The following is a 23,964-nucleotide window of genomic DNA, read 5'->3' on the forward strand; positions in this document are numbered from 1 at the left end:
CGCCCACCCAACCTCCACCGGATGTCGCGCCATGGACCGGGCCGCTGGGCGAGCGCGCCGACTGGTGGTGGTACGACCCCTTCCAACCCCAACCACCACCCACACCCAACTAAGCTGGCTCCCAAAACGGGTTGAGGCACAGAGAAATTCGATTGCGATCGCCGCTGGTTGCATCGGCAGCAATCATCCCGCCGGCGTAATGCGATCCGGTGAAAGGACTGGGTTGCGACAAGCCGGCCTATCGACATGTGGTGATGGAGCGCCGGGCACGCTTTTGCCACCGTTTCACGGCCGAGTGACCTAGTCCGATTCGTCGGACGAAGATACTTCGGGACTTTCACCGTCGAGTGCGACGGATTCCCTTGCGGCGTCCTGCGATTCGACCTCAGCTTCGTCGTGAACATCCTCTGCCTGCGCGTCGCCAACCGCGGGCAGCCAATAAGTACGCCACTCCTCCTCGGTGACCGTCCCGAGCGGGGCGACGTCCAGCTGCTCAGGGACGTCGTCTCCGCGGCGAGTGGCGGCGATAGCCTTCTCGGTGAAGCGAACGGTGTCCATGAATTCTAAAACCGCAGTGCGCAAAGTATTTTCGGCGTCGATGTCGGCGTCGATGGTGACCGTGGTGATCTCGGGCGGAATCAGGTCCACCGGGACCCCGGCCCGGGTGGCTCGTTGGACGACCTTCTGCGCCAGCGCCAACGCCGGCTGCGCAGTGGGCACGTTGTCCATCAATGAATTATGTGGCTTTGCTTTCTTTTCTAAGGCTTTGCGCTCTTCCCACTGGGCCAGTTGCTCGTCTAGGGAAATCTCTTCTCCGGCAAGGACTCCCGGGACGCGATTGCCGAGTTTGCGCAGCAGGGTGTCGGCTACGTCGTCGATGGTGAACGGATGCTGCGGGGCGTCCTCAGCGATGCGGGCATGAAAGAGCACCTGCAGCAACACATCGCCCAGCTCCTCCCGCAGTTCGTCCGCATTGCCGCCGCGCACCGCGTCGAAGAGCTCGTAGGTCTCCTCCAGCAGAAACCGCCGCAGCGAGTCGTGTGTTTGCTCGCTCTCCCACGGCCCGGCGGTCCGTAGCTTGTCCATCATCGCGACCGCGTCGATCAGCCGCTCGCCACGCTGCGGCTCGGGCGCCGAGATCACCCGCTCACCGGCGGCCAGCCGCGCGGCGACCGCTGGATGCTCGGGGTCCGACGACAGCAACACCGGAGCGTCGTCGCCGGTGTGGGCCGGGCGGGCCGCCGGAAGCGTCCAGGGCACCGCGACCGGCATCTCCTCGGTGTACTGCACCTCGCCGCACAGCAGCTCGATCGCTTCCACCGGCACCAGCGACGGCCGCCGCGGGTCGACCAGGACGACGGTCATCGCGCCTGCTCGCTCGCCACGGCCTTCGTTATACCAAGATCTGCCTGCGGTTTCCCGTCAAGCGCGGATACCAGATCCGCGACCATCTGGACCAGTTCGAGGTCACGAATCCGCGGCGCACCCACACCACCGGCCCGCGGAATCGGCACCTGCACCGTCGCCGTCGTCGCGCGGTACCGCGCCGCGGGATAGAGCCGCTTGAGCCGCACCTGGGCGGAGTCGGGCAGCGCCATCGGTGCCAGCCGCACCGTCGCCTCCGACGGCGCCGACACCTCGGTGATGCCGACCTCCCTGCACAGCAACCGCAGCCGGGCCACCGCCACCAGCCGCTGCGCCGGCTCGGGCAGCGCGCCGTAGCGGTCGGTGAGCTCCTCCACGACGGCGGCGATCTCGTCGTCGGAGCCCGCTGCGGCCAGTCGCCGGTACCCCTCCAGCCGCAGCCGGTCGCTGGGGATGTAGTCGGGCGGCAGGTGCGCGTCGACCGGCAGATCGATCCGCACTTCCTTGGGTTCCTCGGCGCTGGTGACGGTCTTGCCGTCGGCGGCCGCCCGATACGCCTCGACGGCCTCGCCCACCAGCCGCACGTACAGGTCGAACCCCACCCCGGCGACGTGCCCGGACTGCTCGACGCCGAGCACGTTGCCGGCGCCGCGGATCTCCAGGTCCTTCATCGCCACCGCCATGCCGGCGCCCAGCTCGTTGTTCTGCGCAATCGTGGCCAGCCGGTCATAGGCGGTCTCGGTCAGCGGCGCATGCTGCGGATACAGGAAATAGGCGTAACCCCGCTCGCGGCTACGGCCGACCCGGCCGCGCAGCTGGTGCAGCTGCGACAGCCCGAACGTGTCCGCCCGCTCGACGATCAGCGTGTTGGCGTTGGAGATGTCCAGGCCGGTCTCGACGATCGTCGTGCACACCAGGATGTCGTATTCGCGGTTCCAGAACCCCTGAACCGTGCGTTCCAGCAGATCCTCCGGCATCTGCCCGTGTGCGACGACGACGCGCGCCTCGGGAACCAGCGCTCTCACCCGCGCGGCGGCCTGGTCGATGGAGCTGACCCGGTTGTGCACGTAGAACGCCTGGCCTTCGCGCAGCAACTCGCGGCGCAACGCGGCGGCGATCTGCTTGTCGTCGTGCGGGCCGACGTAGGTCAGCACCGGGTAGCGCTCTTCGGGCGGGGTCAGGATCGTCGACATCTCCCGGATGCCGGCCAGGCTCATCTCCAGCGTGCGCGGGATCGGAGTGGCGCTCATCGTCAGCACGTCGACGTGGGTGCGCAGGCTCTTGATGTGCTCCTTGTGCTCGACGCCGAACCGCTGTTCCTCGTCGACGACCACCAAGCCGAGGTCCTTCCAGCGCACCCCGGTCTGCAGCAGCCGGTGAGTGCCGATCACGATGTCGACCGACCCGTCGGCCATCCCGTCGATCACCGCGCGCGACTCGGCGGGGTCGGTGAACCGGGACAGCCCCTTGACGGTGACCGGGAACCCGGCCATCCGCTCCCGGAACGTCTCCAGATGCTGGTCGGCCAGCAGCGTCGTCGGCACCAGCACAGCGACCTGCTTGCCGTCCTGCACCGCCTTGAATGCCGCCCGCACCGCGATCTCGGTCTTGCCGTAGCCGACATCGCCGCAGATCACCCGGTCCATCGGCACCGGTTTTTCCATGTCGGCCTTGACCTCTTGGATCGCGGTGAGCTGGTCGACGGTCTCGGTGAACCCGAACGCGTCCTCCATTTCGGCCTGCCACGGTGTGTCCGGCCCGAACGCGTAACCCGGCGCGGCCTGCCGCTTGGCGTACAGCGACACCAGCTCGCCGGCGATCTCGCGGACGGCTTTGCGGGCCTTGGTTTTGGTGTTGGCCCAGTCGCTGCCGCCCAGCCTCGACAGCGCGGGCGCCTGGCCGCCGACATACCGCGACAGCTGATCCAGCGAATCCATTGGGACGTAAAGCTTGTCGGAGCCGCCGCCCCGCTTGGCCGACGCGTATTCCAGCACCAGGTATTCGCGGCGCGCACCGCCGACGATGCGTTCGGTCATCTCGACGAACCGGCCGATGCCGTGCTGGTCGTGCACCACCAGGTCGCCGGCGGTCAGCGCCAGCGGGTCGACCACGTTGCGGCGCTTGGCCGCCAGCCGCTTGCCCTCGGTGGCGGTCACCCGGTTTCCGGTCAGGTCGGTCTCGGTGATGATCACCAGCGCCGCGCCCGGGATCACCACGCCGTCGTGCAGGGGGCCCTTGAGCACCCCGACGACGCCGGGCTTGGGCGTCGCGCCGGGCTCCAACATCGTTGCGGGCGTGTCGGATTCGGCGAGCTGCTCGACAACGCGATGCGCGGTCCCGGTTCCAGGTGCGACGACGGCGGCGCATCCGCCGGTCGCAACGTGGCCGCGCAGCATCGCGAAGATCTCGTCGATGTCGCGTTGGTGGCCGCGGGCCGACGGCGCGGAGCGGACCTCCAGTTCGATCGCCGACTCGTCCGACAGCTGGCTCAGCGTCCACCACGGGTGGTCGGCCTCACGCGCCGCGTCGCGAACCTCGTCGAACCCGCGGAAGCCCGAGCCGCGCAGCTGCTCGACGTCGATCGGCGCGTCGGAACCCAGCGCGGCCACCGACCAGGATGCTTCCAGGAACTCGCGGCCGGTCTTGATCAGGTCGGCGGCGCGGGTGCGGACCTTTTCCGGGTCGCAGACCAGCACCGGCGTGCCGGCGGCCAACTGATCGGTCAGCAGCGCCAGCTCGTCGGGCCGCAGCACCGGCAGCAGCGCCTCCATCCCGTCGACCGGAATGCCCTCGGCGAGCTTGGCCAGCATGTCGGCGACGCTGCCGGTGACGGTGTCCTCTTTCGGGGGATGCTGCACGCTCAACTCGGCGGCGCGCCGACGCACGTCATCGGTCAGCAGCAGTTCCCGGCAGGCGACGGCGACCACGGTGTCGACGTCGATCTCGGGGATGGACCGCTGGTCGGCGACGGCGAACATCCGCATTTCGCTGACCTCGTCGCCCCAGAACTCGACGCGCACCGGATGCTCGGCGGTCGGCGGGAAGACGTCGAGAATGCCGCCGCGGACGGCGAATTCGCCGCGCCGGCCGACCATGTCGACGCGGGTGTAGGCCAGCTCGACCAGCCGGGCGATCACGTCTTCGAACGCGATCTCGTCGCCGATAGCCAGCGTCAGCGGCTCCAGCTGACCCAGCCGCGGCGTCATCGGCTGCAGCAGCGAACGCACCGAAGTGACGACCACCTGCAGCGGCGGCCCGAGGCGGGCGTCGTCGGGATGGGCCAGCCGGCGCAGCAGCATCAGCCGGGCGCCGACGGTGTCGACGCCGGGCGAGAGCCGCTCGTGCGGCAGCGTCTCCCAGGACGGGAACATCGCCGCCGCGTCGCCGAACACGCCGCGCAACTCGGCAGTCAGGTCGTCGGCCTCACGACCGGTGGCGGTGACCACCAGCAGCGGGCCCTGACGAGCCAGCGCGGCGGCGACGAACAGCCGGGCGCTGGCGGGTCCGACCAGCGTCAATTCGGCGGGCCGATCGGCGCTCCGCTCGATGAGTTGGGCAAACGTCGGCGCGCGCAGCGCCAACTCCACCAGCCCCGCGATCGGGGTTTCGGTCATGATGGCCGTCATTCTATGCTTCGCTCGATTTTTGTTGCGGCACTGGCCAACCCGACGTGACGGCCACCACATCCGCTGCAGCCGCCCACCGAACGTCGTCAATTTCGGGGCCGGTGCCGTCAAGGATTCGTAAGGACTGCGGCGCCCGACGACCCTCCGGCGTTGATTGAAAGCATGACAACCACATTGGTGGACATCCTTCCGTCCATCGGTTACGCGGCCCAGCCGCGGTTCCATCCGGCGGTGTGGCCGCTGACTGCGCACGCCGACGACGAGGGCCGGCTGTGCATCGGCGAGGTGCCGCTCACCGATGTCGCCGACGAGTTCCGCACCCCGACCTACGTGCTCGACGAAGCCGACTTCCGGGCGCGGGCCCGCCGTTACCGGCACGCGCTGCGCGGCGCCGAAGTCGTCTATGCCGGCAAGTCACTGCTGACCATCGCGGTGGCGCGCGGGGCACGCGAAGAGGGCCTGTCCGTCGACGTCTGCTCGGCCGGTGAACTGGCCACCGCTCTGGCCGCCGGCGTGAAACCGGCCCGCATCATCATGCACGGCAACGCGAAGTCCGACGACGAGCTGCGCAGCGCGGTGCGCGTCGGGGTCGGGCGCATCGTGGTGGATTCCTGCATCGAGATCGCCTACCTCGCGGGGCTGGTGCCCCGCCGGCAGCGGGTGCTGGTCCGAGTCACGCCCGACATCGACATCCACGGGCACCACGCCGTCACCACCGGGGTCAGCGACCAGAAGTTCGGGTTCACGCTCGACGCCGGCCGCGCCGCCGAGGCGGCGGGGCGGGTGCTGGCCCACCCCAACCTCGACCTGATCGGGCTGCACTGCCATATCGGCTCGCAGGTCGCCGACGCCGCGCTTTACGGCGAGGCGATTCGCCGGATGATCGCCGCGATGGCCGACATCCGGGCCCGGCACGGTGTGATCCTCACCGAACTCAACATCGGTGGCGGCCATGCGATCCCTTATCTGCCGGGCGATCCGGAGCTCGACCTCGATGAGCTGGCACGCGTCGTCGACGACGCGCTGGACGCGGCCTGCGCCGCCGAGCACTTCCCGCGCCCGGCGATCGTCGTCGAACCCGGCCGGGCGATCAGCGCCCGGGCCGGTGTCACGCTGTACGAGGTGCAGGCCGTCAAGACCCAGCCCGGTGGGCGCACCTTCGTCGCCGTCGACGGCGGTATGAGTGACAACCCGCGGGTGGCGTTGTACGGCGCGAAATACACTGTGGCACTGGCGAACCGGCATTCGTTGGCGCCGCGGCAGCGCGTCACCGTGGCGGGCCGGCACTGCGAATCCGGCGACGAGATCGCCCGCGACGTCGAGCTGCCCGCCGACGTGCATCCCGGCGACCTGCTTGCCGTGGCCTGTACCGGCGCCTACCACCACAGCATGGCGTCGAACTACAACATGGTCGGCCGGCCACCGCTGATAGCGGTCAAAGATGGCCGCGCCGCCGAATTGGTCCGCCGCGAAACGATCGCCGACCTGTTGGCGCGCGACCGGGGCTGAGTGGCTACTCGTCGAGCAGGTCGGGGTCGGCCTCCAGGTGGGTCAGGCCGTTCCAGCACAGGTTCACCAAGTGGGCGGCCACCACTTCCTTTTTGGGCTCACGGGCATCGAGCCACCACTGGGCGGTCATCGAAACCGAGCCCACCAGCGCCTGGGCATACAGTGGCGCCGTTTCGGGATCGAGGCCGCGCTTGGCGAAATCGCCGGCCAAGATTGAGCTGACCTGATTGACCGCGTCGTTGAGCAGGGTGGAATAGGTGCCCGAGCTGATCGACGCCGGCGAGTCACGAATCAGGATCCGGAAGCCGTCGGTGCGCTCCTCGACGTAGGTCAACAATGCCAGCGCCACGCGCTCGATACGCAGCCGGGACCGGTTGTTGGTCGACCTGGTCAGCGACGAGGTGATGCCGTCAAGCAACGCCGACATCTCGCGGTCGACAACGACGGCGTACAGCCCTTCCTTGCCGCCGAAATGCTCGTAGACCACCGGCTTGGAGACGTTGGCCCGCAGCGCGATCTCTTCGATCGAGGTGCCCTCGTAGCCGCGCTCGGCAAACAGCGACCGCGCGATGTCGATCAGCTGATGCCGGCGCTCGCTGCCGGTCATCCTGATGCGCGGCTCCCGCACTTCTTTGTCCAGCGCGGCCATGGCTATCAGCCTATCCGCTTGCAAGGGCCGAATCGCCCGACTCTCCTCATCGCGCTTCGCGCTCTGCATCGTCGTCGGGCTAGAGTCGTCGCTGGTATGCAGTCCGTCGTGGTGTAATCGGCAGCACATCAGATTTTGGTTCTGAGAGTTCAGGTTCGAGTCCTGGCGACGGAGCTCGGCTTTGCCCCTTTTTTGCCGTGAGCGTGCGGATAATGACACGCTTGACGGCGTGTCGGCGTACAAACACGCACACTCGCGGCGAACGAGGTCCTCATGACAGCTCAAAGCGAAACAGCGGTCCTGGTACTGGCGGCGGGGGCCGGCACCCGGATGCGCTCGGACACCCCCAAGGTGCTGCACCCGATCGCCGGGCGCAGCATGCTGGCGCACTCCCTGCACGCGATCGCCAAGCTTGCGCCGCAACACCTGGTCGTGGTGCTCGGCCAAAACCACGACCGCATCGCCCCGGTGGTGGCCGAGCTGGCCGACACGCTGGGCCGGCCCATCGACGTCGCAATGCAGGACCAGCAGCTCGGCACCGGGCACGCGGTGCTGTGCGGGCTGTCGGCGCTGCCCGACGACTTCGGCGGGGTCGTCGTCGTCACCTCCGGCGACATCCCGCTGCTCGACGCGGACACGCTGGCCGACCTGATCGCCACGCACAACTCGGGATCGGCGGCGGTGACCATGCTGACCACCACGCTCGACGACCCGACCGGCTACGGCCGCATCCTGCGCACCCAGGACCGCGAGGTGATCGCGATCGTCGAGCAAGCCGACGCCACGCCCTCGCAGCAGCAGATCCGCGAGGTCAACGCCGGCGTCTACGCCTTCGACATCGCGCCGCTGCGCTCGGCGCTGAGCCGGCTGTCCGCCGACAACGCCCAGCACGAGCTGTATCTCACCGACGTGGTCTCCATCGTCCGCCAGGACGGGCAGGTCGTGCATGCCCGCCACGTCGACGATGCCGCGCTGGTGGCCGGCGTCAACAACCGGGTTCAGCTCGCCGAACTGGCCGCCGAACTCAACCGCCGCATCGTGGCCGCCCACCAGCTGGCCGGTGTCACCGTCGTCGATCCCGCCACCACCTGGATCGACGTCGACGTCGCCATCGGCCGCGACACAGTCATCGCACCCGGCACCCAGCTGCTGGGCAACACCCGCATCGGCGGGCGCTGCACGATCGGCCCCGACACCACGTTGACCGACGTCACCGTCGGTGACGACGCGTCGGTGGTCCGCACCCACGGCACGTCGGCGATCATCGGCGACGGCGCCGTCGTCGGGCCGTTCACCTACCTGCGGCCCGGCAGCGTGCTGGGCGCCGACGGCAAGCTCGGCGCGTTCGTCGAGACCAAGAACTCCACGATCGGCACCGGCACCAAGGTGCCGCACCTGACCTACGTCGGCGACGCCGACATCGGCGAGCACAGCAACATCGGCGCGTCCAGCGTGTTCGTCAACTACGACGGCGAGTCCAAGGCGCGCACCACGATCGGCTCGCACGTGCGCACCGGGTCGGACACCATGTTCGTCGCCCCGGTCACCGTCGGCGACGGCGCCTACACCGGGGCCGGCACCGTGGTGCGCGACGACGTCCCGCCCGGCGCGCTGGCGGTGTCCGCGGGCCCGCAGCGCAACATCGAGAACTGGGTGCAGCGCAAGCGGCCGGGCAGCGCCGCCGCCAAGGCCGCCGAGAAGGCACAACAGCGGCCCGATCCCACACCGTGACGGTTTCCTCTTTACTATTAGGCCACCATCTCGATCCGAACGGCGGGGGCATCACGTGAGCCACGACTGGACCGACAACCGCAAAAACCTGATGCTCTTCTCCGGTCGGGCACACCCCGAGCTGGCCGAGCAGGTCGCCAAGGAGCTCGACGTCCACGTCACGGCCCAGACCGCCCGCGACTTCGCCAACGGCGAGATCTTCGTCCGCTTCCACGAATCGGTGCGCGGCTGCGACGCGTTCGTCCTGCAGTCCTACCCCGCCCCGGTCAACCAGTGGCTGGTCGAGCAGCTGATCATGATCGACGCGCTCAAGCGCGGCAGCGCCAAGCGGATCACCGCCGTCATGCCGTTCTATCCCTACGCCCGCCAGGACAAGAAGCACCGCGGCCGCGAGCCGATCTCGGCGCGGCTGGTCGCCGACCTGCTCAAGACCGCCGGCGCCGACCGGATCGTGACCGTCGACCTGCACACCGACCAGATCCAGGGCTTCTTCGACGGTCCGGTCGACCACATGCGCGCGCAGAACCTGCTCACCGGCTACATCAAAGACAACTACCCGGACGGCAACATGGTCGTGGTCTCCCCCGACTCCGGCCGGGTGCGCATCGCCGAGAAATGGGCCGACTCGCTGGGCGGCGTGCCGCTGGCCTTCATCCACAAGACCCGCGACCCGCGAGTGCCCAACCAGGTGGTGTCCAACCGGGTGGTCGGCGAGGTGGAGGGCCGCACCTGCGTGCTGATCGACGACATGATCGACACCGGCGGCACTATCGCCGGGGCGGTCAAGCTGCTGCGCGACGAGGGTGCCAGCGACGTGATCATCGCGGCCAGCCACGGCGTGCTCTCCGAACCGGCGTCGCAGCGGCTGGCCGAATGCGGCGCCCGCGAGGTGATCGTCACCAACACGCTGCCCATCGACGAGGACAAGCGGTTCCCGCAACTCACGGTGCTCTCGATCGCCCCGCTGCTGGCCAGCACCATCCGGGCGGTCTTCGAAAACGGTTCGGTCACCGGCCTTTTCGACGGAGACGCCTAGATGCCGGACAGCGTCATCTACCACAACCCGCGCTGCTCGACCTCTCGCAAGACTCTGGAACTGTTGCGCGACAACGGGATCGAACCGAAGATTGTCGAGTACCTGAAGACGCCGCCCAGCCGCGCGGAGCTGGCCAAGATGATCCGCGATGCGGGCATCGGCGTGCGCGACGCGGTGCGCAAGAACGAAGACACGTACCGTCAGCTTGGTCTGGACCGCGCGAGCGACGACGAGCTGCTGGACGCCATGGTCGCCAACCCGATCCTGATCCAGCGCCCGTTCGTGGTCACCGCCAAGGGAACCCGACTGGGGCGCCCGGTCGACGCGGTACGCGACATTCTGTGAAACGCCTGCTCGTCGCGGCCGCTCTGCTACTGCTGACCGCTGGCTGCGGACCGAAAACCCCTGACTACCAGTCGATCTGGACAACCAGCGCCACGTCCACCACGCCGACGAGCGCCGTCGCGCCGATCCCGTTCCCCAAGTACCTGGAACAAATCGGCGTCGGCCAACAGGCTGTGGCCCCCGACACGCTGACCGACCTGGCGGTGTCGATACCGACACCGCCGGGCTGGTCGAAGTACAGCAATCCTGCCATCCCGCCGACCAGCTACGTGATCACCAAGGACGGCCCATATCCGAACGCGATGCTGATCGTGGTCAGGCTGTTCGGGGAGTTCGATCCCCGCGACGCGATCAAGCATGGCAATGCCGATGCCGCGCGTGCCGAGAACTACCGCAAGCTCGACGCGTCCGACGCCGACTTCCACGGTTTTCCGTCGTCGATGATCCAGGGCAGCTACGACCTCGACGGCAAGCGGCTGCACACCTACAACCGGGTCGTCATCGCCACCGGCTCACCGCCCGACAGCCAGCGCTACCTCGTCCAACTGGCTGTGACCAGCCTGGCCGACCAGGCCGTCGCGGACGCCGCGGACATCGAGAAAATCATCGACGGGTTCACGGTCGCGGCAAAGTAGCGCCCGGCTTCGCCGCGCTTGCCATCGCCACTACTGTGACTGCCATGACTGCCTGGACCGCCGCCGATCTACCCTCGTTCGCCGGACGCAGCGTGATCGTCACGGGCGCCAACAGCGGCCTCGGTGCGGTGACTGCTCGCGAGCTGGCCCGCGTCGGCGCGCAGGTCGTCCTGGCCGTGCGCAACACCGGAAAGGGTGAGGCCGCCGCGCAGCAGATGACCGGCGACGTCGAGGTGCGCCGCCTGGACCTGCAAGACCTGGCTTCGGTGCGCCAGTTCGCCGACGGCGTCGACAAGGCCGACGTGCTGATCAACAACGCCGGCATCATGGCCATCCCGCACGCCGTGACCGCCGACGGCTTCGAAAGCCAGATCGGCACCAATCACCTCGGCCATTTCGCCCTGACCAACCTGCTGCTGCCCAAGTTGACCGACCGCGTGGTCACGGTCTCGTCGATGGCGCACTGGCTGGGCCACATCAGCCTCAAAGACCTCAACTGGACCTCGCGGCCGTACTCGCCCTGGCTGGCCTACGGCCAGTCCAAACTCGCCAATTTGCTGTTTACCAGCGAGTTGCAGCGCCGGCTGACCGCGGTCGGCTCACCGTTGCGAGCGCTGGCCTGCCACCCGGGCTACTCGAACACGAACCTGCAGGGCCACTCCGGCCGCAGGATCAGCGACGCGCTGATGGCGATCGGCGCACGGCTGGCCACCGACGCCGACTTCGGCGCGCGGCAAACCCTCTACGCCGCCTCGCAGGACGTGCCCGGCGACTCGTTCATCGGCCCGCGCTTCGGCATGGTGGGCCGCACGCAGCCGGTCCGGCGCAGCCCGCTGGCAAAACGTCGGGAGACGGCCGAGGCGCTCTGGGAGCTTTCCGAGCGGCTGACGGACACCAAATTTCCGCTGTGAGGTGCTGATGCGCTAACCTGGCCGGGCGTCACGGCGAGGGTGGCCTTTGGGGCCACCGTTATCGACGGGGACCTTCTGGTTGTCGCGATCTTGGCCGTGCCCCGACCAACTACAGGAGCGACACCATGGCCAAATCGGCGACCTCGTCCGCTAACAAGCTTCCCGTCTCGGTGCGTACCGAGACCGGCAAAGGCGCGTCGCGCCGCGCCCGCCGCGCCGGCAAGATTCCCGCCGTCCTCTACGGTCACGGCACCGACCCGCAGCACCTGGAGCTGCCCGGACACGACTTCGCCGCGGTGCTGCGCCACTCCGGCACCAACGCGGTGCTCGCCCTCGACATCGACGGCAAGGAGCAGTTGGCGCTGACCAAGGCGCTCGACATCCACCCGATCCGCCGCACCATCCAGCACGCCGACCTGCTGGTGGTCCGTCGCGGCGAGAAGGTCGTCGTCGAGGTGACCGTCGAGGTCGTCGGCGACGCCGCGCCGGGCACGCTGGTCACCCAGGAGACCAGCACCATCGAAATCGAGGCCGAGGCGTTGTCGATTCCCGAGCAGCTGACTGTCTCGGTCGAGGACGCCCAACCGGGTACCCAGTTCGCCGCCGGCCAGATCGAGTTGCCGCGCGGCGTCACCCTGGTTTCCGACCCCGAGATGCTGGTCGTCAACGTGGTGAACGCGCCGACCGCCGAGGAGCTCGAGGCCGAGGGCGCCGGCGAGGTGCCCGAGGCGGCTCCGGCCGAGGAGCCGGCCGAGGAGGCCGCCGAGGCCGAGGCCGCGCCGCCCGAGTCCGAATAGCGCATGGCCGAGCCACTTTTGGTGGTCGGCCTCGGCAACCCGGGTCCCAACTACGCCGCGACCCGGCACAATCTGGGGTTCATGGTCGCCGACCTGCTCGCCGCCAGGCTGGGTTCAAAGTTCAAGGCGCACAAGAAGTCCGGGGCGGAGGTCGTCACCGGCCGGCTCGGCGGGCGGTCGGTGGTGCTGGCCAAACCGCGCAGCTACATGAACGAGTCCGGCCGGCAGGTGGGACCACTGGCCAAGTTCTACTCGGTGCCGGCGGCCGACGTCATCGTCATTCACGACGACCTCGACCTGGACTTCGGTCGGATCAGGCTCAAGATCGGCGGCGGCGAGGGCGGGCACAACGGACTGCGCTCGGTGGCGGCGTCGTTGGGCACCAAGGACTTTCAGCGGGTGCGGATCGGCATCGGTCGACCGCCGGGCCGCAAGGATCCGGCGGCGTTCGTGCTGGAGAACTTCGCCGCGGGCGAGCGTCCGGAGGTCCCCGCGATCTGCGAACAGGCCGCCGACGCCACCGAGCTGCTGATCGAGCTTGGTTTGGAGCCCGCCCAGAACGTCGTGCACGCCTGGTAGCGCGGGCAGACCGGTTTAGGTGACCAGCGTGACGGAGTTGGCCCGGCGCAGCTTGCCCGACGGCGTCTTCGGAATGGTCCCAGGGCCGAGCACCACGACGTTGCGGGGCCGCACGTCGACCTCCGCGACGACCTCGTGGGCCACCTCGTGCTCGATGCGACGCACTTCGGCAGGGTCCTCAAAGGCATTGGATTCGACTGCGACGGCGAAGGTTTCGCGTGAATGCCCGGCGTCGAGACGCACCGCCACCGCGCAGCCCGGTCTCACGCCCTCGACGCGGCAGGCGGCCCGCTCGACATCGGTCGGATAGATGTTGCGGCCGGCCATGATGATGACGTCCTTGACCCGGCCGCAGACCACGATGTGGCCGTTCTCCATCATGTAGCCGAGATCGCCGGTGTCATACCAGCCGTGCTCGTCCTGGGCCGGCATGAATCCGCCCATCGTGATGTAACCGGGGGTGATCGGCTCGCCGCGCAACTCGATCACCCCGACACCGCGGGGCGGCAGCACGTTGCCGTGCTCGTCGACAATGCGGGCCTCCACGCCGTCGAGCAGCGGCCCGAGCGAGGCCAGCCGGCGGGTGTTGCCCTTGGTGGCGGGCACGGCGCGGCGCAGCGCCGCCAGCAGGTCGGCGTCCACCTCGTCGACGATCAGGCCCTGTTCGACGGGCGAAAACGCCGCCGCCAGCGTGGTTTCGGCCATGCCATAGGCGGGCAGGACGACCTCGGGCCGCAGCCCGAACGGCCGGCCCGCATCGATCAGGTCCTCGACGTCGGCCGGGTCGACCGGCTCGGCACCCGACATCGCGATCCGCAGCGTGGACAGATCGAACTGGCCCGGCTTGGCCTGCTTGCGCAGCCGCTTGGCGAACAGCGAGTAGGCGAAGTTGGGACCGCAGATGAAGGTGCCCTTGTACTTGTCGACGAGCTTGGCCCACAGCAGCGTGTCGCGCAGGAAGTCCATCGGGGTGACCTTGACCAGCTCGGCCCCGAAGTACATCGGCACCGTCAAAAAGCCGACCATGCCCATGTCGTGGAAACAGGGTAGCCAGCTGACCATCACGTCTTTTTCGAGGTTGTAGTTCACTCCGACGAACATCGCCTCGACGTTGGAGTAGATGTTGCGGTGGGTGATCTGGACCGCCTTCGGAGAACCGGTTGATCCCGACGTCAACTGCATCAGCGCCAGGTCGTCCTCGTCGGTGTCGACGGGGTCGGTGGGCTCAGAAGCCAGCAGCTGCTCCACGGTCAGCACCTTGACGCCGCGCTGTTCAAGCATCGGGGCGGCCGCCATGAACGGGTCGGAAACGACGACCGCCTTCGCCTCGATCATGTCGATGACGGTGGTGGTGTCCTCGGCCCAGAGCGCCAGGTCGGTACGCGGCGTGGGCTGGTGCAGCATGGTCAGGCTGGCGCCGCGCATCCACAGGCCCTGGGCCGTCGGCGCGATCTCCACCGGAGCGCCGACCAGCACACCGACCGCGTCACCGTGGCCGATGCCGGCCGCGGCCAAGCCGCCGGCCACCCGGCGGGCACGCTCGTGGACCTCGCGCCAGGTGTGCCGGACCGGGTGGTCCGGTTCGCCGGTAACCATGCCGCGGGGGCTGGTGTGCGCGTTGCGGAACATGTTGTCGGTAAACCTGCTCACGAAAACCTCCTCGGTTCCAGCGCAACGCCCCTGGATCCCAGGTTGCCCCTGCTAGGGGGCACTTCGCAGTAGGCACGCGCACACAATTGGGGAGCGGTTACGTCTCGAATCGGCGATGAACCTGTAACTTCACGTAGCGTTGCGGACTCGGCGAGGACACGGCGGCCGCTACAACTCAAAGACCGCCCGCCGACACGCTCGGCGGGCGGGACATCGGGGCGCACTTTTTGACCGCTACTCGTCACCGCCGATCATCTTAAACTCCTCTTAAGTAAGCGCCAAACTTCGACGTCGGACGTCACACGCCGCTGACCGGCGCCGGCACCACCCGGGCGCCGTGCACCGGCCCGCTGGCAACCCGCACAGTGCGGCACACCCCGGCACCCGACAGCTGGGTGCCGACATCGACCGCCTCCGGCGCCGAGCGGCACAGGAACGCGCACGTCGGCCCCGAACCCGACACGATGCCAGCCAGCGCTCCGGCCTCCACACCGGCGCGCAGGACGCGACGCAACCCCGGATCCTTGCTCACTGCGGCCGCCTGTAACTCGTTGCCCAACAACGGCGCCAGCTGCTCGGGATCACCAGCGGCCAGGGCCGCCAGCACCGGCCCGGGCTCGTCGAGCCGCGGCGGGGACCCGGCCTCCCGCAACCGGTCGAGCTCTTTGAACACCGCCGGGGTCGACAGCCCGGCCTCGGCGAACGCCAGCACCCAGTGGAAGGTGTTGCGGGCCAGGACGGTGGCCAGCTCCTCGCCGCGGCCGGTGCCCAGCGCGGTTCCGCCGTGCAACGCGAACGGCACGTCGCTGCCCAGCTGCGCGGCCAGCGTGTTCAGGTCGCGGCGCGGCACACCGAGCTCCCACAGCGCGTTGATCGCCACCAGCACGGCGGCCGCGTCGGCGCTGCCGCCGCCCATGCCACCGGCCACCGGGATGCACTTGTCGATCATGATCGACACGTCGGGCGCCCGGCCCACGTGATCGGCCATCAACTCGGCCGCCTGCCAGGCCAGATTGCGCTCGTCGCCGGGCAGCTGGTCGGCGCCCTCGCCGGTCAGCTCCAGCGACAGCACGTCGGCGTTGCGCACGGTCACCTCGTCGACCAGCGAGACGGCGTGGAACACGGTGGTCAGCTCGTGATAGCCGTCCTCGCGGCGGTCGCCCACGGCCAGATACAGGTTGATCTTGCCGGGCGCCCGAACGGTGACCGAGCCAGTGGGCACCCATTGAGGAGCAACGCTTCCGTCCAACGGCACCGCACGAGACTATCGCCGGAACCTACGCTGTGGGCATGGTTGACGGGCATGGCTGACGTCGAGATCGACGGCTACGTCATCGACCGGGAAGTCGGCCGCGGCGGCCACGCCACGGTGTATCGGGCGCACGCCAGGCCGCACCCGGAGCAGCCGGTCGCGCTCAAGGTGCTCGCGGAGGACCACCGCGGCGCGGCGGAGCAGGCCCGGCTCAATCGCGAATTCGACTTCGCGCACCGGCTGCGCCATCCGCACATCGTGACGATGTACGAGCGCGGGCCGTTCTGGTTGGCGATGCAATTCGTCGACGGCGGCAAATCCACCCGGCTGCGGCGGCTCGAGGACCGGCTGACCGCACTCACGCAGATCGCCGACGCCTTGGACTACATGCATAGCGAGGGCATCGTGCACAGCGACGTCAAACCAGCCAACATCCTTGTCGCCGAGGACTTTTCGCACGCCGGCGCCTGTCTGATCGACTTCAGTGTGGCGCACGCCGTGGTCGACGACGTCTTCCGTCGCCCGAAGGAGCCGCAGGCGTCGCTGCCGTACGTGGCGCCGGAGATCCTGCGCGGGCATTCCCCGACGGCCGCCACCGACGAGTACGCCCTGGCATGTTGCGCAGTCGAATTGCTCACCGGCGCACCGCCATTCGTGGCCGATACCTCCGACGAACTGGTCAAGGCGCATCTGCGTGGGATCCCGCCGCGGACGTCGTGCCGGGTGGCGTGGGGGTCGCGCGCATTCGACACGGTGGTGGCCCGCGCGATGGCGCGTGACCCCGAGGTGCGCTACCAGTCCTGCGCGGAGTTCGTCGAGCACATCACCCGCGTGGTCGCGGCTTAGCTTGCCGAGGCCTGCGGCTGCGTCGTGCCCCGGCCGGGTTCGGCCGAACGCTGATACAGCCGCACGAAATCCTCGACCCTCAGCGTCTCACCGCGGCGGGCCGGGTCGATGCTGGCCGCCAGCAGCCGGGTCGCCGACTCGTTGCCCGAGCCCGCCCACTCGGCGAACGCATTGCGGGATGTCTTGCGCCGCTGGGCAAATGCGATGTCGATCAGGTGGAAGACACTACGGCGGAACTCTTCGTCGGTCGGCCACGGCGACGTTTCGTAGCGGTCGATGCGGACCAGCCCGGAGTACACCCGCGGGATCGGCCAGAAGACGGTCGGTGACACCATGCCGTGGCGGCGGACCCGCCCGAAGAACCGAACCTTCACGCTGGGCACCCCGTACTCCTTGCCGCCGGGTTCGGCGGCAAGCCGCTCGGCGATCTCGGCCTGCACCATCACCATCACCGTGCGGATCGACGGGAACTCGGCGAGCAGGTGCAGCAGCGCCGGAACGGCCACGTTGTACGGCAAGTTGGCCACCACTGCAGACGGCTCGCCCTCCAGGTCGGCCGGACCGATCGACAGCACGTCGCGGTTGAGCACCCGCAACCGGTTGATTTCGCTGTGCGAGTGTTCGGCGACGGTCTGCGGCAGCCGGCCGGCCAGCACCGGGTCGATCTCGACGGCGCTGACCGTGGCGCCGCGGTCGAGCAGCGCCAGGGTCAGCGATCCCAGACCCGGCCCGACCTCGAGGACATGGTCGTTGCGATGCACCCCCGACGACGACACCACGCGGCGCACGGTGTTGGCGTCATGGACGAAGTTCTGTCCCAGCGATTTGCGTGGCCGAAACTCGAGTTCTTTGGCCAGCCGCCTGATCTCGGTTCGCCCGAGCAGCCGAATGGTCAGCGCGCACCCGCTCGTCCGCTGCACACCGGCCACGCCCCCCAACCCTGACGCGCCCGCGTCACCTCGGCGACCGCAATCTGCTCTTCGCGGGTGGCGAGGTCCGCGCGCGGGGCAAAACGCAGGCCGCCGTTGCGCTCCCAGGTGCTCTGGTCGAACTGCACACCGCCGTAATACCCGTTTCCGGTGTTGATCGCCCAGTTCCCGCCGGCCTCACAGCGCGCGATGGCGTCCCAGACGTCACCGTTGGCCACTTCCGGCACGTCCGTGCCCGGTTTGGTGCCGACGCGCACCACCGCCTCGCGGGCCGGTGTCACCACCGTGTTGGCGACCGGCAGCCGGCCCGTCTCGACGCCGTTGACCTTGGCCACCGCGAACGTCACGTCCTGGACCCCCGGGGTGCCCGGGTCCTCGACAACCTCGCGGCTGATGTTCATCTCCGGGTCCTCGATACGACGCCTGGGCGGGTCCAGCGGCACCCGCTCGGTGACCTTTTCGATGCGGTTGCGGGTCACCTGGATGTGCATCCCGTCGACCACCGGTGCGGTCGCACCGGGGTTCACGTGGTCGCTGGGCTCCAGCGGGGCGCCGGCGGCCCTCAGCAAGTCGCCGACGTTGGCCGCGGCCAGGTGCACGTTGTGGACGTTGCCGCCGTCGTCGACCTCGACGGTCTTGGCGCTGACGACCGGCAGGGCCATCCCGGCCAGCGGCACCCGGCTGCCGCGCGAGGCGGCGGCCGGAGCCGTGTCGGTCATCGCCAGCTGGGCCAGCGCCTCGTCGACCGTGGAGGCCGTGGTCCACACCTGTTTGGTGTCGTGGCCGTCCAGCGAAATCTGCAGCGGCCGGCTGCGGCGCAACACGATGCTGTCGGCGTCGTGCACGCGCTCGTTACCTGCCGGGTAGAGGTCGTCGCGCTCGGCGACGTCGAAGCCGTTCTCCTTGATGATGTCGATGACCCGCGATTTCATCGTGGTCACCTTCATCACCGTTCCGTCGACGCTGAGCGTCACGGTCTTGTAGGCGGCGACCGCCATGCCCCCGGCGACGGCCAGCACGAACAGCAGCGCGGCGACAAGGATCCGCAGGATCGGCGATGGGGTCTGGTGCAGTCTGGCAAGTACGTTCAACGCGTATATTCCCCGACCTCAGCAACAACTCCGGCAACAACCCACTGACACAGCAAAGGGGCCTTTCGGCCCCACCCGTTCGATCACAAGACGGTAACGAACCGGCCTACATACGGCAACTCCAGAGACACGCTCTTACTGGACTCTTAATCACTGGTTGCCAGTCCGTAGGCGCGGCGCGCGTTGGCCGTGGTGACCTGCGCGAGTTCCTCGGCGGGCCGGCCCAGCAGTTCGGCCAACGATCGGACAGTGTAGGGCAGGCAATACGATTCGTTGGGAGCGCCACGGTAAGGATGCGGGGCCAGAAACGGCGCGTCGGTCTCCACCAGCAGCTGCCCGAGCGGTACCAACGGAACGGCATCGCGCAGGTCGCGGGCGTTGCGGAAGCTCACGGTGCCGGACAGGCTGACCAGCCAGCCGCCGTCGACGCAGGTCCGGGCCATGGCGGCATCCGACGAGAAGCAGTGGAAAATCACCGTGTCCGGCGCGCCCTCGGCGCGCAGGACGTCGATCACCTCGGCGTCGGCGTCCCGGTTGTGGATCATCAGCGGTTTGCCGATCCGTTTGGCCAGGTCGATGTGCCAGGCGAACGCGTCCCGCTGCGCACTCGGCTCCGCGCAGCCGTCAAGCCGCCCCGGCCAGTACAGGTCCATGCCGGTCTCGCCGATCGCCACCACCCGCGGGTGCGCGGCCAGCCGCTCGATCTCGGCCCGGGCGGTGTCGGTGAGCGCGTCGGCCCGCGTCGGGTGCAGCGCCACCGCGGCGTACACCCGGGGGTCCCAGTCGGCGGCCTGCGTCACCCAGCGCGCCGAGGCCAGGTCGTCGGCGATGGTCACCACGGCCTCGACTCCGACGGCGGCGGCGCGGTCGACGATCGCGCGGACTCCGTCGGCGTCGGCGGCGCCGCACGCGTCGAGGTGGGTATGCGCGTCGACCAAGGGCGTCAGCGGCTCGGGAGGCGGCGGCGCCGGACGGTTGGAACCCACCCGCACACCATAAGGTGGTGTCTCGATGAGGCCCTTCTACGTCACCACGGCGATCACCTACCCGAACGGCGAGCCGCACGTCGGGCACGCCTACGAGTACATCGCCACCGACGCGATCGCGCGGTTCAAGCGGCTCGACGGTTTCGACGTGCGGTTTTTGACCGGCACCGACGAGCACGGCCTGAAGATGGTGGAGACGGCCGCGGCCGAGGGCATTCCGACCGCCGAGCTGGCCCGGCGCAACTCAGATGTCTTCCAGGCCTTGCAGCAGAAGCTCAACATCTCCTTCGACCGGTTCATCCGCACGACCGACCCCGACCACTTGGAAGCATCCAAGGCGATCTGGCAGCGGATGGCCGACGCCGGCGACATTTACCTGGACTCCTATTCCGGGTGGTACTCGGTGCGCGACGAGCGGTTCGTCACCGAATCGGAAACCACCGTCGTCGACGACGGCACTCGGGTGGCGGTGGAAACGGGCGCTCCGGTGACCTGGACCGAGGAGCAGACGTATTTCTTTCGGCTGTCGGCGTACGCGGACAAGCTGCTGGCCCACTACGAGGCCAATCCCGACTTCATCGCGCCCGAGGTTCGGCGCAACGAGGTGGTCAGCTTCGTCTCCGGCGGCCTGCGGGATTTGTCGATCTCGCGCACGTCGTTCGACTGGGGCGTGCCGGTGCCCGGGCATCCCGACCACGTCATGTACGTCTGGGTCGACGCGCTGACCAACTACCTGACCGGCGTCGGCTATCCCGACACCGACTCCGAACTCTTCCGCCGATACTGGCCGGCCGATCTGCACATGATCGGCAAGGACATCATCCGCTTCCACACCGTCTACTGGCCGGCGTTTTTGATGTCGGCCGGGATCGAGCTTCCGCGAAGGGTTTTCGCCCACGGCTTCCTGCTCAACCGCGGCGAGAAGATGAGCAAGTCGGTGGGCAACGTGGTCGACCCGGTCACGCTCATCGACACGTTCGGGGTCGACCAGGTGCGTTACTTTCTGCTGCGCGAGGTGCCGTTCGGCCAGGACGGCAGCTACAGCGACGAGGCGATGATCACCCGGATCAACACCGACCTGGCCAACGAGTTGGGCAACCTGGCCCAGCGGTCGTTGTCGATGGTGGCTCGCAACCTCGGCGGCGTCGTGCCGGAGCCGGGCGAGTTCAGCGCCGACGATCGCGAGCTGCTGGCGGCGGCCGACGGGCTGCTGGATCGGGTGCGCACCGAATTCGACGCGCAGGCAATGCATTTGGCGCTCGAGGCGATCTGGCTGATGCTGGGCGCGGCGAACAAGTACTTCTCCGCGCAGCAGCCGTGGGTGCTGCGCAAAAGCGAATCGCCGGCGGACCAGGCACGGTTCCGGACCGTGCTGTACGTGACCTGCGAAGCGGTGCGCATCGCGGCGCTGCTGATTCAGCCGGTGCTGCCCGCCTCGGCGGGCAAGCTGCTCGACCTGCTCGGTCAGCCCGCTGAGCAGCGGACATTCGCCGCGATCGGCACCCGGCTGGCGCCCGGCACCCGGCTGCCGGCGCCGACCGCGGTCTTCCCGCGGTATCAGGCCGAGCAGCCGTAAAAGCACCGAATGCCCTGGTGACGCCGTTAGGGACCGGGGCCGCGAGTGTGCGGTTTCGTACACCCGCACCGGCGAGTCGCGTATGGAACCGCACTGTCAGCGGAATGTCACCCCCACGACTGAGCTCGCACGACTGTTATTGACGTTCTGTCAATACTACCTGCTATGAAATGCCTTGAATATCATTCAAATCGTATGGCATAGTGGATTCTCAGGGGGGTCGTAGCAATCCATCACCAAGGCGGGGGACTGCGGTCCTGCCGACCTGGCGGCGGGCACACCTGCGCGGATGGCAGACCCGGCGCAAAGGGGGTTGACATGACGACCGTTCAGGTGTCGACCCTGCAACAAGACCTGGACAACCTTCTGACGGAATTGGACGCGGGCTGGGAATCGGCTTCGGCCAGCTACGGCCGCGGCGGCTGCGTGATGGCCTGCATGGTGCGGATGCTGCGCAGACAGCGCGCCGAAAATCTCCAGGCCCGCAAGGACGCGATGGTCACCGCGCTGGGTTTTTATGGCCCCGGGGGCCCTTCCTATGAGGCCATGTTCAGATGGAACGACCTGCAAGTCCACCCCGACGCAGTCAAACGACGCATCAAGGACGCGCTGAACGCGCTATGAGCGAAGACTTCTACGACGTTCTCCCCCAGCGTATTTCGTCGATTTTCCGACAGAGTGTCCGGCGATCGAATCGCCGCGTGGGCTCGAGTGCGGACAATGCCTGACCGAGCAGCCGTTGTTGCACGAAGCGAGCCGCATGCGGGTCGAGAAATTGCGGTAACCGGTAGCTCCGGCGTACCCGATAATCATTGGATGGAGCGGCGACAAAACTGGCCCAGCCAATCACCGATGGCCACCCTCAAACAGTTGCCTGCATCGGTGGTGCTGGAAAGGATCCCAGTTCCCGTACTGGCCGTCATGCAGGGCGGCACTATCCTGTTCGCCAACACCGCGTTCGCGGACATGCTGGGGTACGGCCCCGAAGAAGTCCTGTCGCTGAAGTTCGAGCAGATCTTCCATCGGGCGTCCAACGGCGAGTCCGTGCTTTCCGCCGTCCATGCATTGGCGAACATGGTTGTCGAACTGGCACATCGGGACGGCTCGACGGTCCGGGCGCTGATGAGCAAGTCGGCGCTCCTGCGTTCGGACGACGAGGTGGCGCTTGCGACGTTCCAGGACCTGACCGAGCACCTGTGGGCCGAAGAGCGCTGACACCAGCGTGACAAACCGTAGGTCCTAGTTAAGCGTAATAACCGTACTTCTAGTACTGTTCGGGTGTGATCAAGACTCGGGGGGACCTGCGGGCCTACCTGGCGGCGGATATGGCCAGCTACGGCCTGCAGCGCTGGCGACTGCGTGACCGGTTCCTGCATCGGCCCGCGCATTTCCAGCGGCTATTGCGCAGGTCCGAGTACTGGTCGAACACCGCCCGGACACCCGTCGGGCGCGTTGCCGTCGTCTGGTTCAAATTGCGCACCAGGCTGGTGGGCGAACGACTCGGTTTCATGATCCCGCGCAACGTCTTCGGGCCCGGGCTGTCGATCGCGCAGCCGGGCGGCATCTGGGTCCATTACCAGGCGCGCGTGGGAGCCAACTGCCGGCTCCACCAGGGAGTGACGATCGGGGAAGCGAAAGGCAGGGTCCCGGTCATCGGCGACGATGTCGCGATTCATCCGCTCGCGATGATCATCGGTGCCGACGTCGGCAATCGCGTGCGCGTGCTCGCGCGCGCCGTCGTCACCGACTCGGTGCCCGACGATGTTGAGGTCGCCGGCGTGCCGGCCCGGATAGTCCCGGCTCGAGTGGCCGCGATCGCCGCAGGCTGAATACCACTCATACCGGACCTGCAGTATCACTATGGCGTTAAATCGATACTTATAGTACGGTGGCCCGGTGATCAGGACCCGTCAGGACCTGAGGGCCTACCTCGCAGCAGACATGAAAGCCAACGGCCTCGAGCGATGGCGGTTTCGTGACCGCTTCTTACAGCGGCCCGCCTATTTCCAGCGCTTGCTGCGCAAGTCCGAGTATTGGACGAACACGGCCCGAACCCCGTTCGGGCGGGCAATCGCCGCCTGGCTGCAACTGCGGACCAAGCTGCTCGGTGAGCGGTTCGGTTTCTACATCTCCCGTAACGTGTGCGGTCCCGGCCTGTCGATCGCCCACCCCGGTCCCGTGTGGGTGCATTGCGATGCGCGCATCGGCGCCAACTGCCGCATCCACCAGGGGGTGACCATCGGAGAGGCGAAAGGCAAGGTGCCGGTCATCGGCGACGACGTCTACCTGTATCCCCTCGCGATGGTGCTCGGCGCGGACATCGGTAGCCGCGTCGGCGTCCGGGCGGGCGCAGTGGTCACCAAATCCGTTCCCGACGACGTCGAGGTGGCCGGGGTTCCGGCCCGCATCGTCAGGACACACCGCCCTATTGCCGCCCTCGCGGACTAGCAG

At 68.1% G+C, this 23,964-nt stretch carries 23 protein-coding genes and 1 tRNA gene; 16 read left to right on the forward strand and 8 right to left on the reverse strand.

Annotation, left to right across the window (positions count from 1 at the left end; all coding sequences use genetic code 11):
• Positions 1-113 (forward strand): hypothetical protein (locus AWC14_RS29650; RefSeq protein WP_249026334.1); only part of this gene is annotated, 113 nt, incomplete at its 5' end.
• 187 nt (positions 114-300) lie between these two features.
• On the opposite strand, the gene AWC14_RS15395 is transcribed toward AWC14_RS29650, so the two are convergent.
• The gene (locus AWC14_RS15395) at positions 301-1,365 is read right to left on the reverse strand and encodes a nucleoside triphosphate pyrophosphohydrolase (RefSeq protein WP_045375119.1); all 1,065 of its coding nucleotides are present in this window, start codon (positions 1,363-1,365) and stop codon (positions 301-303) included.
• The gene (gene mfd / locus AWC14_RS15400) at positions 1,362-4,991 is read right to left on the reverse strand and encodes a transcription-repair coupling factor (RefSeq protein WP_057003488.1); all 3,630 of its coding nucleotides are present in this window, start codon (positions 4,989-4,991) and stop codon (positions 1,362-1,364) included. Before mfd ends, AWC14_RS15395 begins: the two co-directional genes overlap by 4 nt.
• Positions 4,992-5,153: 162 nt before the next feature.
• On the opposite strand from mfd, the gene lysA reads away from it, so the two are divergent.
• On the forward strand, positions 5,154-6,500 hold the full coding sequence (lysA, locus tag AWC14_RS15405; protein WP_045375121.1) for a diaminopimelate decarboxylase: 1,347 nt from the start codon (positions 5,154-5,156) through the stop codon (positions 6,498-6,500).
• A 4-nt stretch (positions 6,501-6,504) separates the two neighbouring features.
• Here lysA and AWC14_RS15410 read toward each other — a convergent pair whose 3' ends face one another.
• Positions 6,505-7,107 (reverse strand): TetR/AcrR family transcriptional regulator, encoded by a 603-nt coding sequence (locus AWC14_RS15410; protein ID WP_081968010.1) that lies wholly within the window; start codon positions 7,105-7,107, stop codon positions 6,505-6,507.
• A 144-nt stretch (positions 7,108-7,251) separates the two neighbouring features.
• Here AWC14_RS15410 and AWC14_RS15415 point away from each other — a divergent pair.
• The 8 genes from AWC14_RS15415 (at position 7,252) to pth (ending at position 13,183) form a co-directional block, all read left to right on the forward strand.
• Positions 7,252-7,323 (forward strand) — tRNA-Gln (locus tag AWC14_RS15415).
• A 99-nt stretch (positions 7,324-7,422) separates the two neighbouring features.
• Positions 7,423-8,880, forward strand: coding sequence for a bifunctional UDP-N-acetylglucosamine diphosphorylase/glucosamine-1-phosphate N-acetyltransferase GlmU (gene glmU / locus AWC14_RS15420; RefSeq protein WP_045375124.1), 1,458 nt, complete (start codon positions 7,423-7,425; stop codon positions 8,878-8,880).
• Positions 8,881-8,935: 55 nt separating this feature from the next.
• Entirely contained in the window at positions 8,936-9,916 is a 981-nt protein-coding gene (locus tag AWC14_RS15425) for a ribose-phosphate diphosphokinase (RefSeq protein ID WP_057003489.1), read from the forward strand.
• Positions 9,917-10,261 (forward strand): arsenate reductase (glutaredoxin), encoded by a 345-nt coding sequence (gene arsC / locus AWC14_RS15430; RefSeq protein WP_045375125.1) that lies wholly within the window; start codon positions 9,917-9,919, stop codon positions 10,259-10,261. It begins immediately after the preceding gene.
• On the forward strand, positions 10,258-10,896 hold the full coding sequence (locus AWC14_RS15435) for an LpqN/LpqT family lipoprotein (RefSeq protein ID WP_045375127.1): 639 nt from the start codon (positions 10,258-10,260) through the stop codon (positions 10,894-10,896). The genes arsC and AWC14_RS15435 overlap by 4 nt, the downstream gene beginning before the upstream one ends.
• 44 nt (positions 10,897-10,940) lie before the next feature.
• On the forward strand, positions 10,941-11,807 hold the full coding sequence (locus AWC14_RS15440) for an oxidoreductase (protein ID WP_045375129.1): 867 nt from the start codon (positions 10,941-10,943) through the stop codon (positions 11,805-11,807).
• A gap of 125 nt (positions 11,808-11,932) precedes the next feature.
• The gene (locus AWC14_RS15445; RefSeq protein WP_045375131.1) at positions 11,933-12,604 is read left to right on the forward strand and encodes a 50S ribosomal protein L25/general stress protein Ctc; all 672 of its coding nucleotides are present in this window, start codon (positions 11,933-11,935) and stop codon (positions 12,602-12,604) included.
• A gap of 3 nt (positions 12,605-12,607) precedes the next feature.
• Positions 12,608-13,183, forward strand: coding sequence for an aminoacyl-tRNA hydrolase (gene pth, locus AWC14_RS15450; RefSeq protein ID WP_045375133.1), 576 nt, complete (start codon positions 12,608-12,610; stop codon positions 13,181-13,183).
• A 15-nt stretch (positions 13,184-13,198) separates the two neighbouring features.
• Here pth and AWC14_RS15455 read toward each other — a convergent pair whose 3' ends face one another.
• Entirely contained in the window at positions 13,199-14,833 is a 1,635-nt protein-coding gene (locus tag AWC14_RS15455; protein ID WP_045375135.1) for a fatty acyl-AMP ligase, read from the reverse strand.
• A 298-nt stretch (positions 14,834-15,131) separates the two neighbouring features.
• Complete coding sequence (locus AWC14_RS15460) at positions 15,132-16,088, reverse strand: 4-(cytidine 5'-diphospho)-2-C-methyl-D-erythritol kinase (protein ID WP_193393866.1); 957 nt, start codon at positions 16,086-16,088, stop codon at positions 15,132-15,134.
• A gap of 48 nt (positions 16,089-16,136) precedes the next feature.
• Between AWC14_RS15460 and AWC14_RS15465 the strand changes: the two genes are divergently transcribed.
• The gene (locus AWC14_RS15465) at positions 16,137-16,931 is read left to right on the forward strand and encodes a serine/threonine-protein kinase (protein WP_045375139.1); all 795 of its coding nucleotides are present in this window, start codon (positions 16,137-16,139) and stop codon (positions 16,929-16,931) included.
• Here the strand turns inward: AWC14_RS15465 and rsmA are convergent.
• The 3 genes from rsmA to AWC14_RS15480 form a co-directional block, all read right to left on the reverse strand.
• Entirely contained in the window at positions 16,928-17,860 is a 933-nt protein-coding gene (gene rsmA, locus AWC14_RS15470) for a 16S rRNA (adenine(1518)-N(6)/adenine(1519)-N(6))-dimethyltransferase RsmA (protein WP_057003490.1), read from the reverse strand. The two genes, AWC14_RS15465 and rsmA, sit on opposite strands and share 4 nt — an antisense overlap.
• Complete coding sequence (locus AWC14_RS15475; protein WP_057003491.1) at positions 17,824-18,951, reverse strand: resuscitation-promoting factor; 1,128 nt, start codon at positions 18,949-18,951, stop codon at positions 17,824-17,826. Before AWC14_RS15475 ends, rsmA begins: the two co-directional genes overlap by 37 nt.
• A 146-nt stretch (positions 18,952-19,097) precedes the next feature.
• On the reverse strand, positions 19,098-19,943 hold the full coding sequence (locus tag AWC14_RS15480) for a TatD family hydrolase (RefSeq protein WP_045375141.1): 846 nt from the start codon (positions 19,941-19,943) through the stop codon (positions 19,098-19,100).
• 19 nt (positions 19,944-19,962) lie between these two features.
• Here AWC14_RS15480 and metG point away from each other — a divergent pair, with 19 nt between their 5' ends.
• From metG to AWC14_RS15505, 5 genes are all read left to right on the forward strand, one after another.
• Positions 19,963-21,513 (forward strand): methionine--tRNA ligase, encoded by a 1,551-nt coding sequence (gene metG, locus AWC14_RS15485; RefSeq protein ID WP_045375143.1) that lies wholly within the window; start codon positions 19,963-19,965, stop codon positions 21,511-21,513.
• 318 nt (positions 21,514-21,831) lie between these two features.
• Entirely contained in the window at positions 21,832-22,137 is a 306-nt protein-coding gene (locus AWC14_RS15490) for a hypothetical protein (RefSeq protein ID WP_045375145.1), read from the forward strand.
• A 228-nt stretch (positions 22,138-22,365) separates the two neighbouring features.
• Positions 22,366-22,728: a PAS domain S-box protein gene (locus AWC14_RS15495; RefSeq protein ID WP_081968008.1), complete on the forward strand. Its 363-nt coding sequence runs from the start codon at positions 22,366-22,368 to the stop codon at positions 22,726-22,728.
• 65 nt (positions 22,729-22,793) lie between these two features.
• A complete protein-coding gene (locus AWC14_RS15500) occupies positions 22,794-23,342 on the forward strand; it encodes an LbetaH domain-containing protein (protein WP_045375149.1) in 549 nt (182 codons plus the stop codon).
• 67 nt (positions 23,343-23,409) lie between these two features.
• Positions 23,410-23,961 carry a serine acetyltransferase gene (locus AWC14_RS15505; RefSeq protein WP_045375151.1) on the forward strand — a complete coding sequence of 184 codons (552 nt, stop codon included), beginning with the start codon at positions 23,410-23,412 and terminating at the stop codon, positions 23,959-23,961.
• The last annotated feature ends 3 nt before the right edge of the window (positions 23,962-23,964 follow it).

This window comes from Mycobacterium kyorinense (assembly GCF_002101735.1).
In the GTDB taxonomy this organism is placed as follows: domain Bacteria; phylum Actinomycetota; class Actinomycetes; order Mycobacteriales; family Mycobacteriaceae; genus Mycobacterium; species Mycobacterium kyorinense.

What these genes read in the sequence shown, in the direction of transcription:
- AWC14_RS15410 (WP_081968010.1), bottom strand. Translation starts at nt 7,107, where the DNA reads ATGACCGGCAGCGAGCGCCGGCATCAGCTGATCGACATCGCGCGGTCG.
- AWC14_RS15495 (WP_081968008.1), top strand. Translation starts at nt 22,366, where the DNA reads ATGGCCACCCTCAAACAGTTGCCTGCATCGGTGGTGCTGGAAAGGATC.
- AWC14_RS15395 (WP_045375119.1), bottom strand. Translation starts at nt 1,365, where the DNA reads ATGACCGTCGTCCTGGTCGACCCGCGGCGGCCGTCGCTGGTGCCGGTG.
- AWC14_RS15445 (WP_045375131.1), top strand. Translation starts at nt 11,933, where the DNA reads ATGGCCAAATCGGCGACCTCGTCCGCTAACAAGCTTCCCGTCTCGGTG.
- AWC14_RS15440 (WP_045375129.1), top strand. Translation starts at nt 10,941, where the DNA reads ATGACTGCCTGGACCGCCGCCGATCTACCCTCGTTCGCCGGACGCAGC.
- mfd (WP_057003488.1), bottom strand. Translation starts at nt 4,991, where the DNA reads ATGACGGCCATCATGACCGAAACCCCGATCGCGGGGCTGGTGGAGTTG.
- AWC14_RS15490 (WP_045375145.1), top strand. Translation starts at nt 21,832, where the DNA reads ATGACGACCGTTCAGGTGTCGACCCTGCAACAAGACCTGGACAACCTT.
- glmU (WP_045375124.1), top strand. Translation starts at nt 7,423, where the DNA reads ATGACAGCTCAAAGCGAAACAGCGGTCCTGGTACTGGCGGCGGGGGCC.
- lysA (WP_045375121.1), top strand. Translation starts at nt 5,154, where the DNA reads ATGACAACCACATTGGTGGACATCCTTCCGTCCATCGGTTACGCGGCC.
- metG (WP_045375143.1), top strand. Translation starts at nt 19,963, where the DNA reads ATGAGGCCCTTCTACGTCACCACGGCGATCACCTACCCGAACGGCGAG.
- pth (WP_045375133.1), top strand. Translation starts at nt 12,608, where the DNA reads ATGGCCGAGCCACTTTTGGTGGTCGGCCTCGGCAACCCGGGTCCCAAC.
- arsC (WP_045375125.1), top strand. Translation starts at nt 9,917, where the DNA reads ATGCCGGACAGCGTCATCTACCACAACCCGCGCTGCTCGACCTCTCGC.
- AWC14_RS15465 (WP_045375139.1), top strand. Translation starts at nt 16,137, where the DNA reads ATGGCTGACGTCGAGATCGACGGCTACGTCATCGACCGGGAAGTCGGC.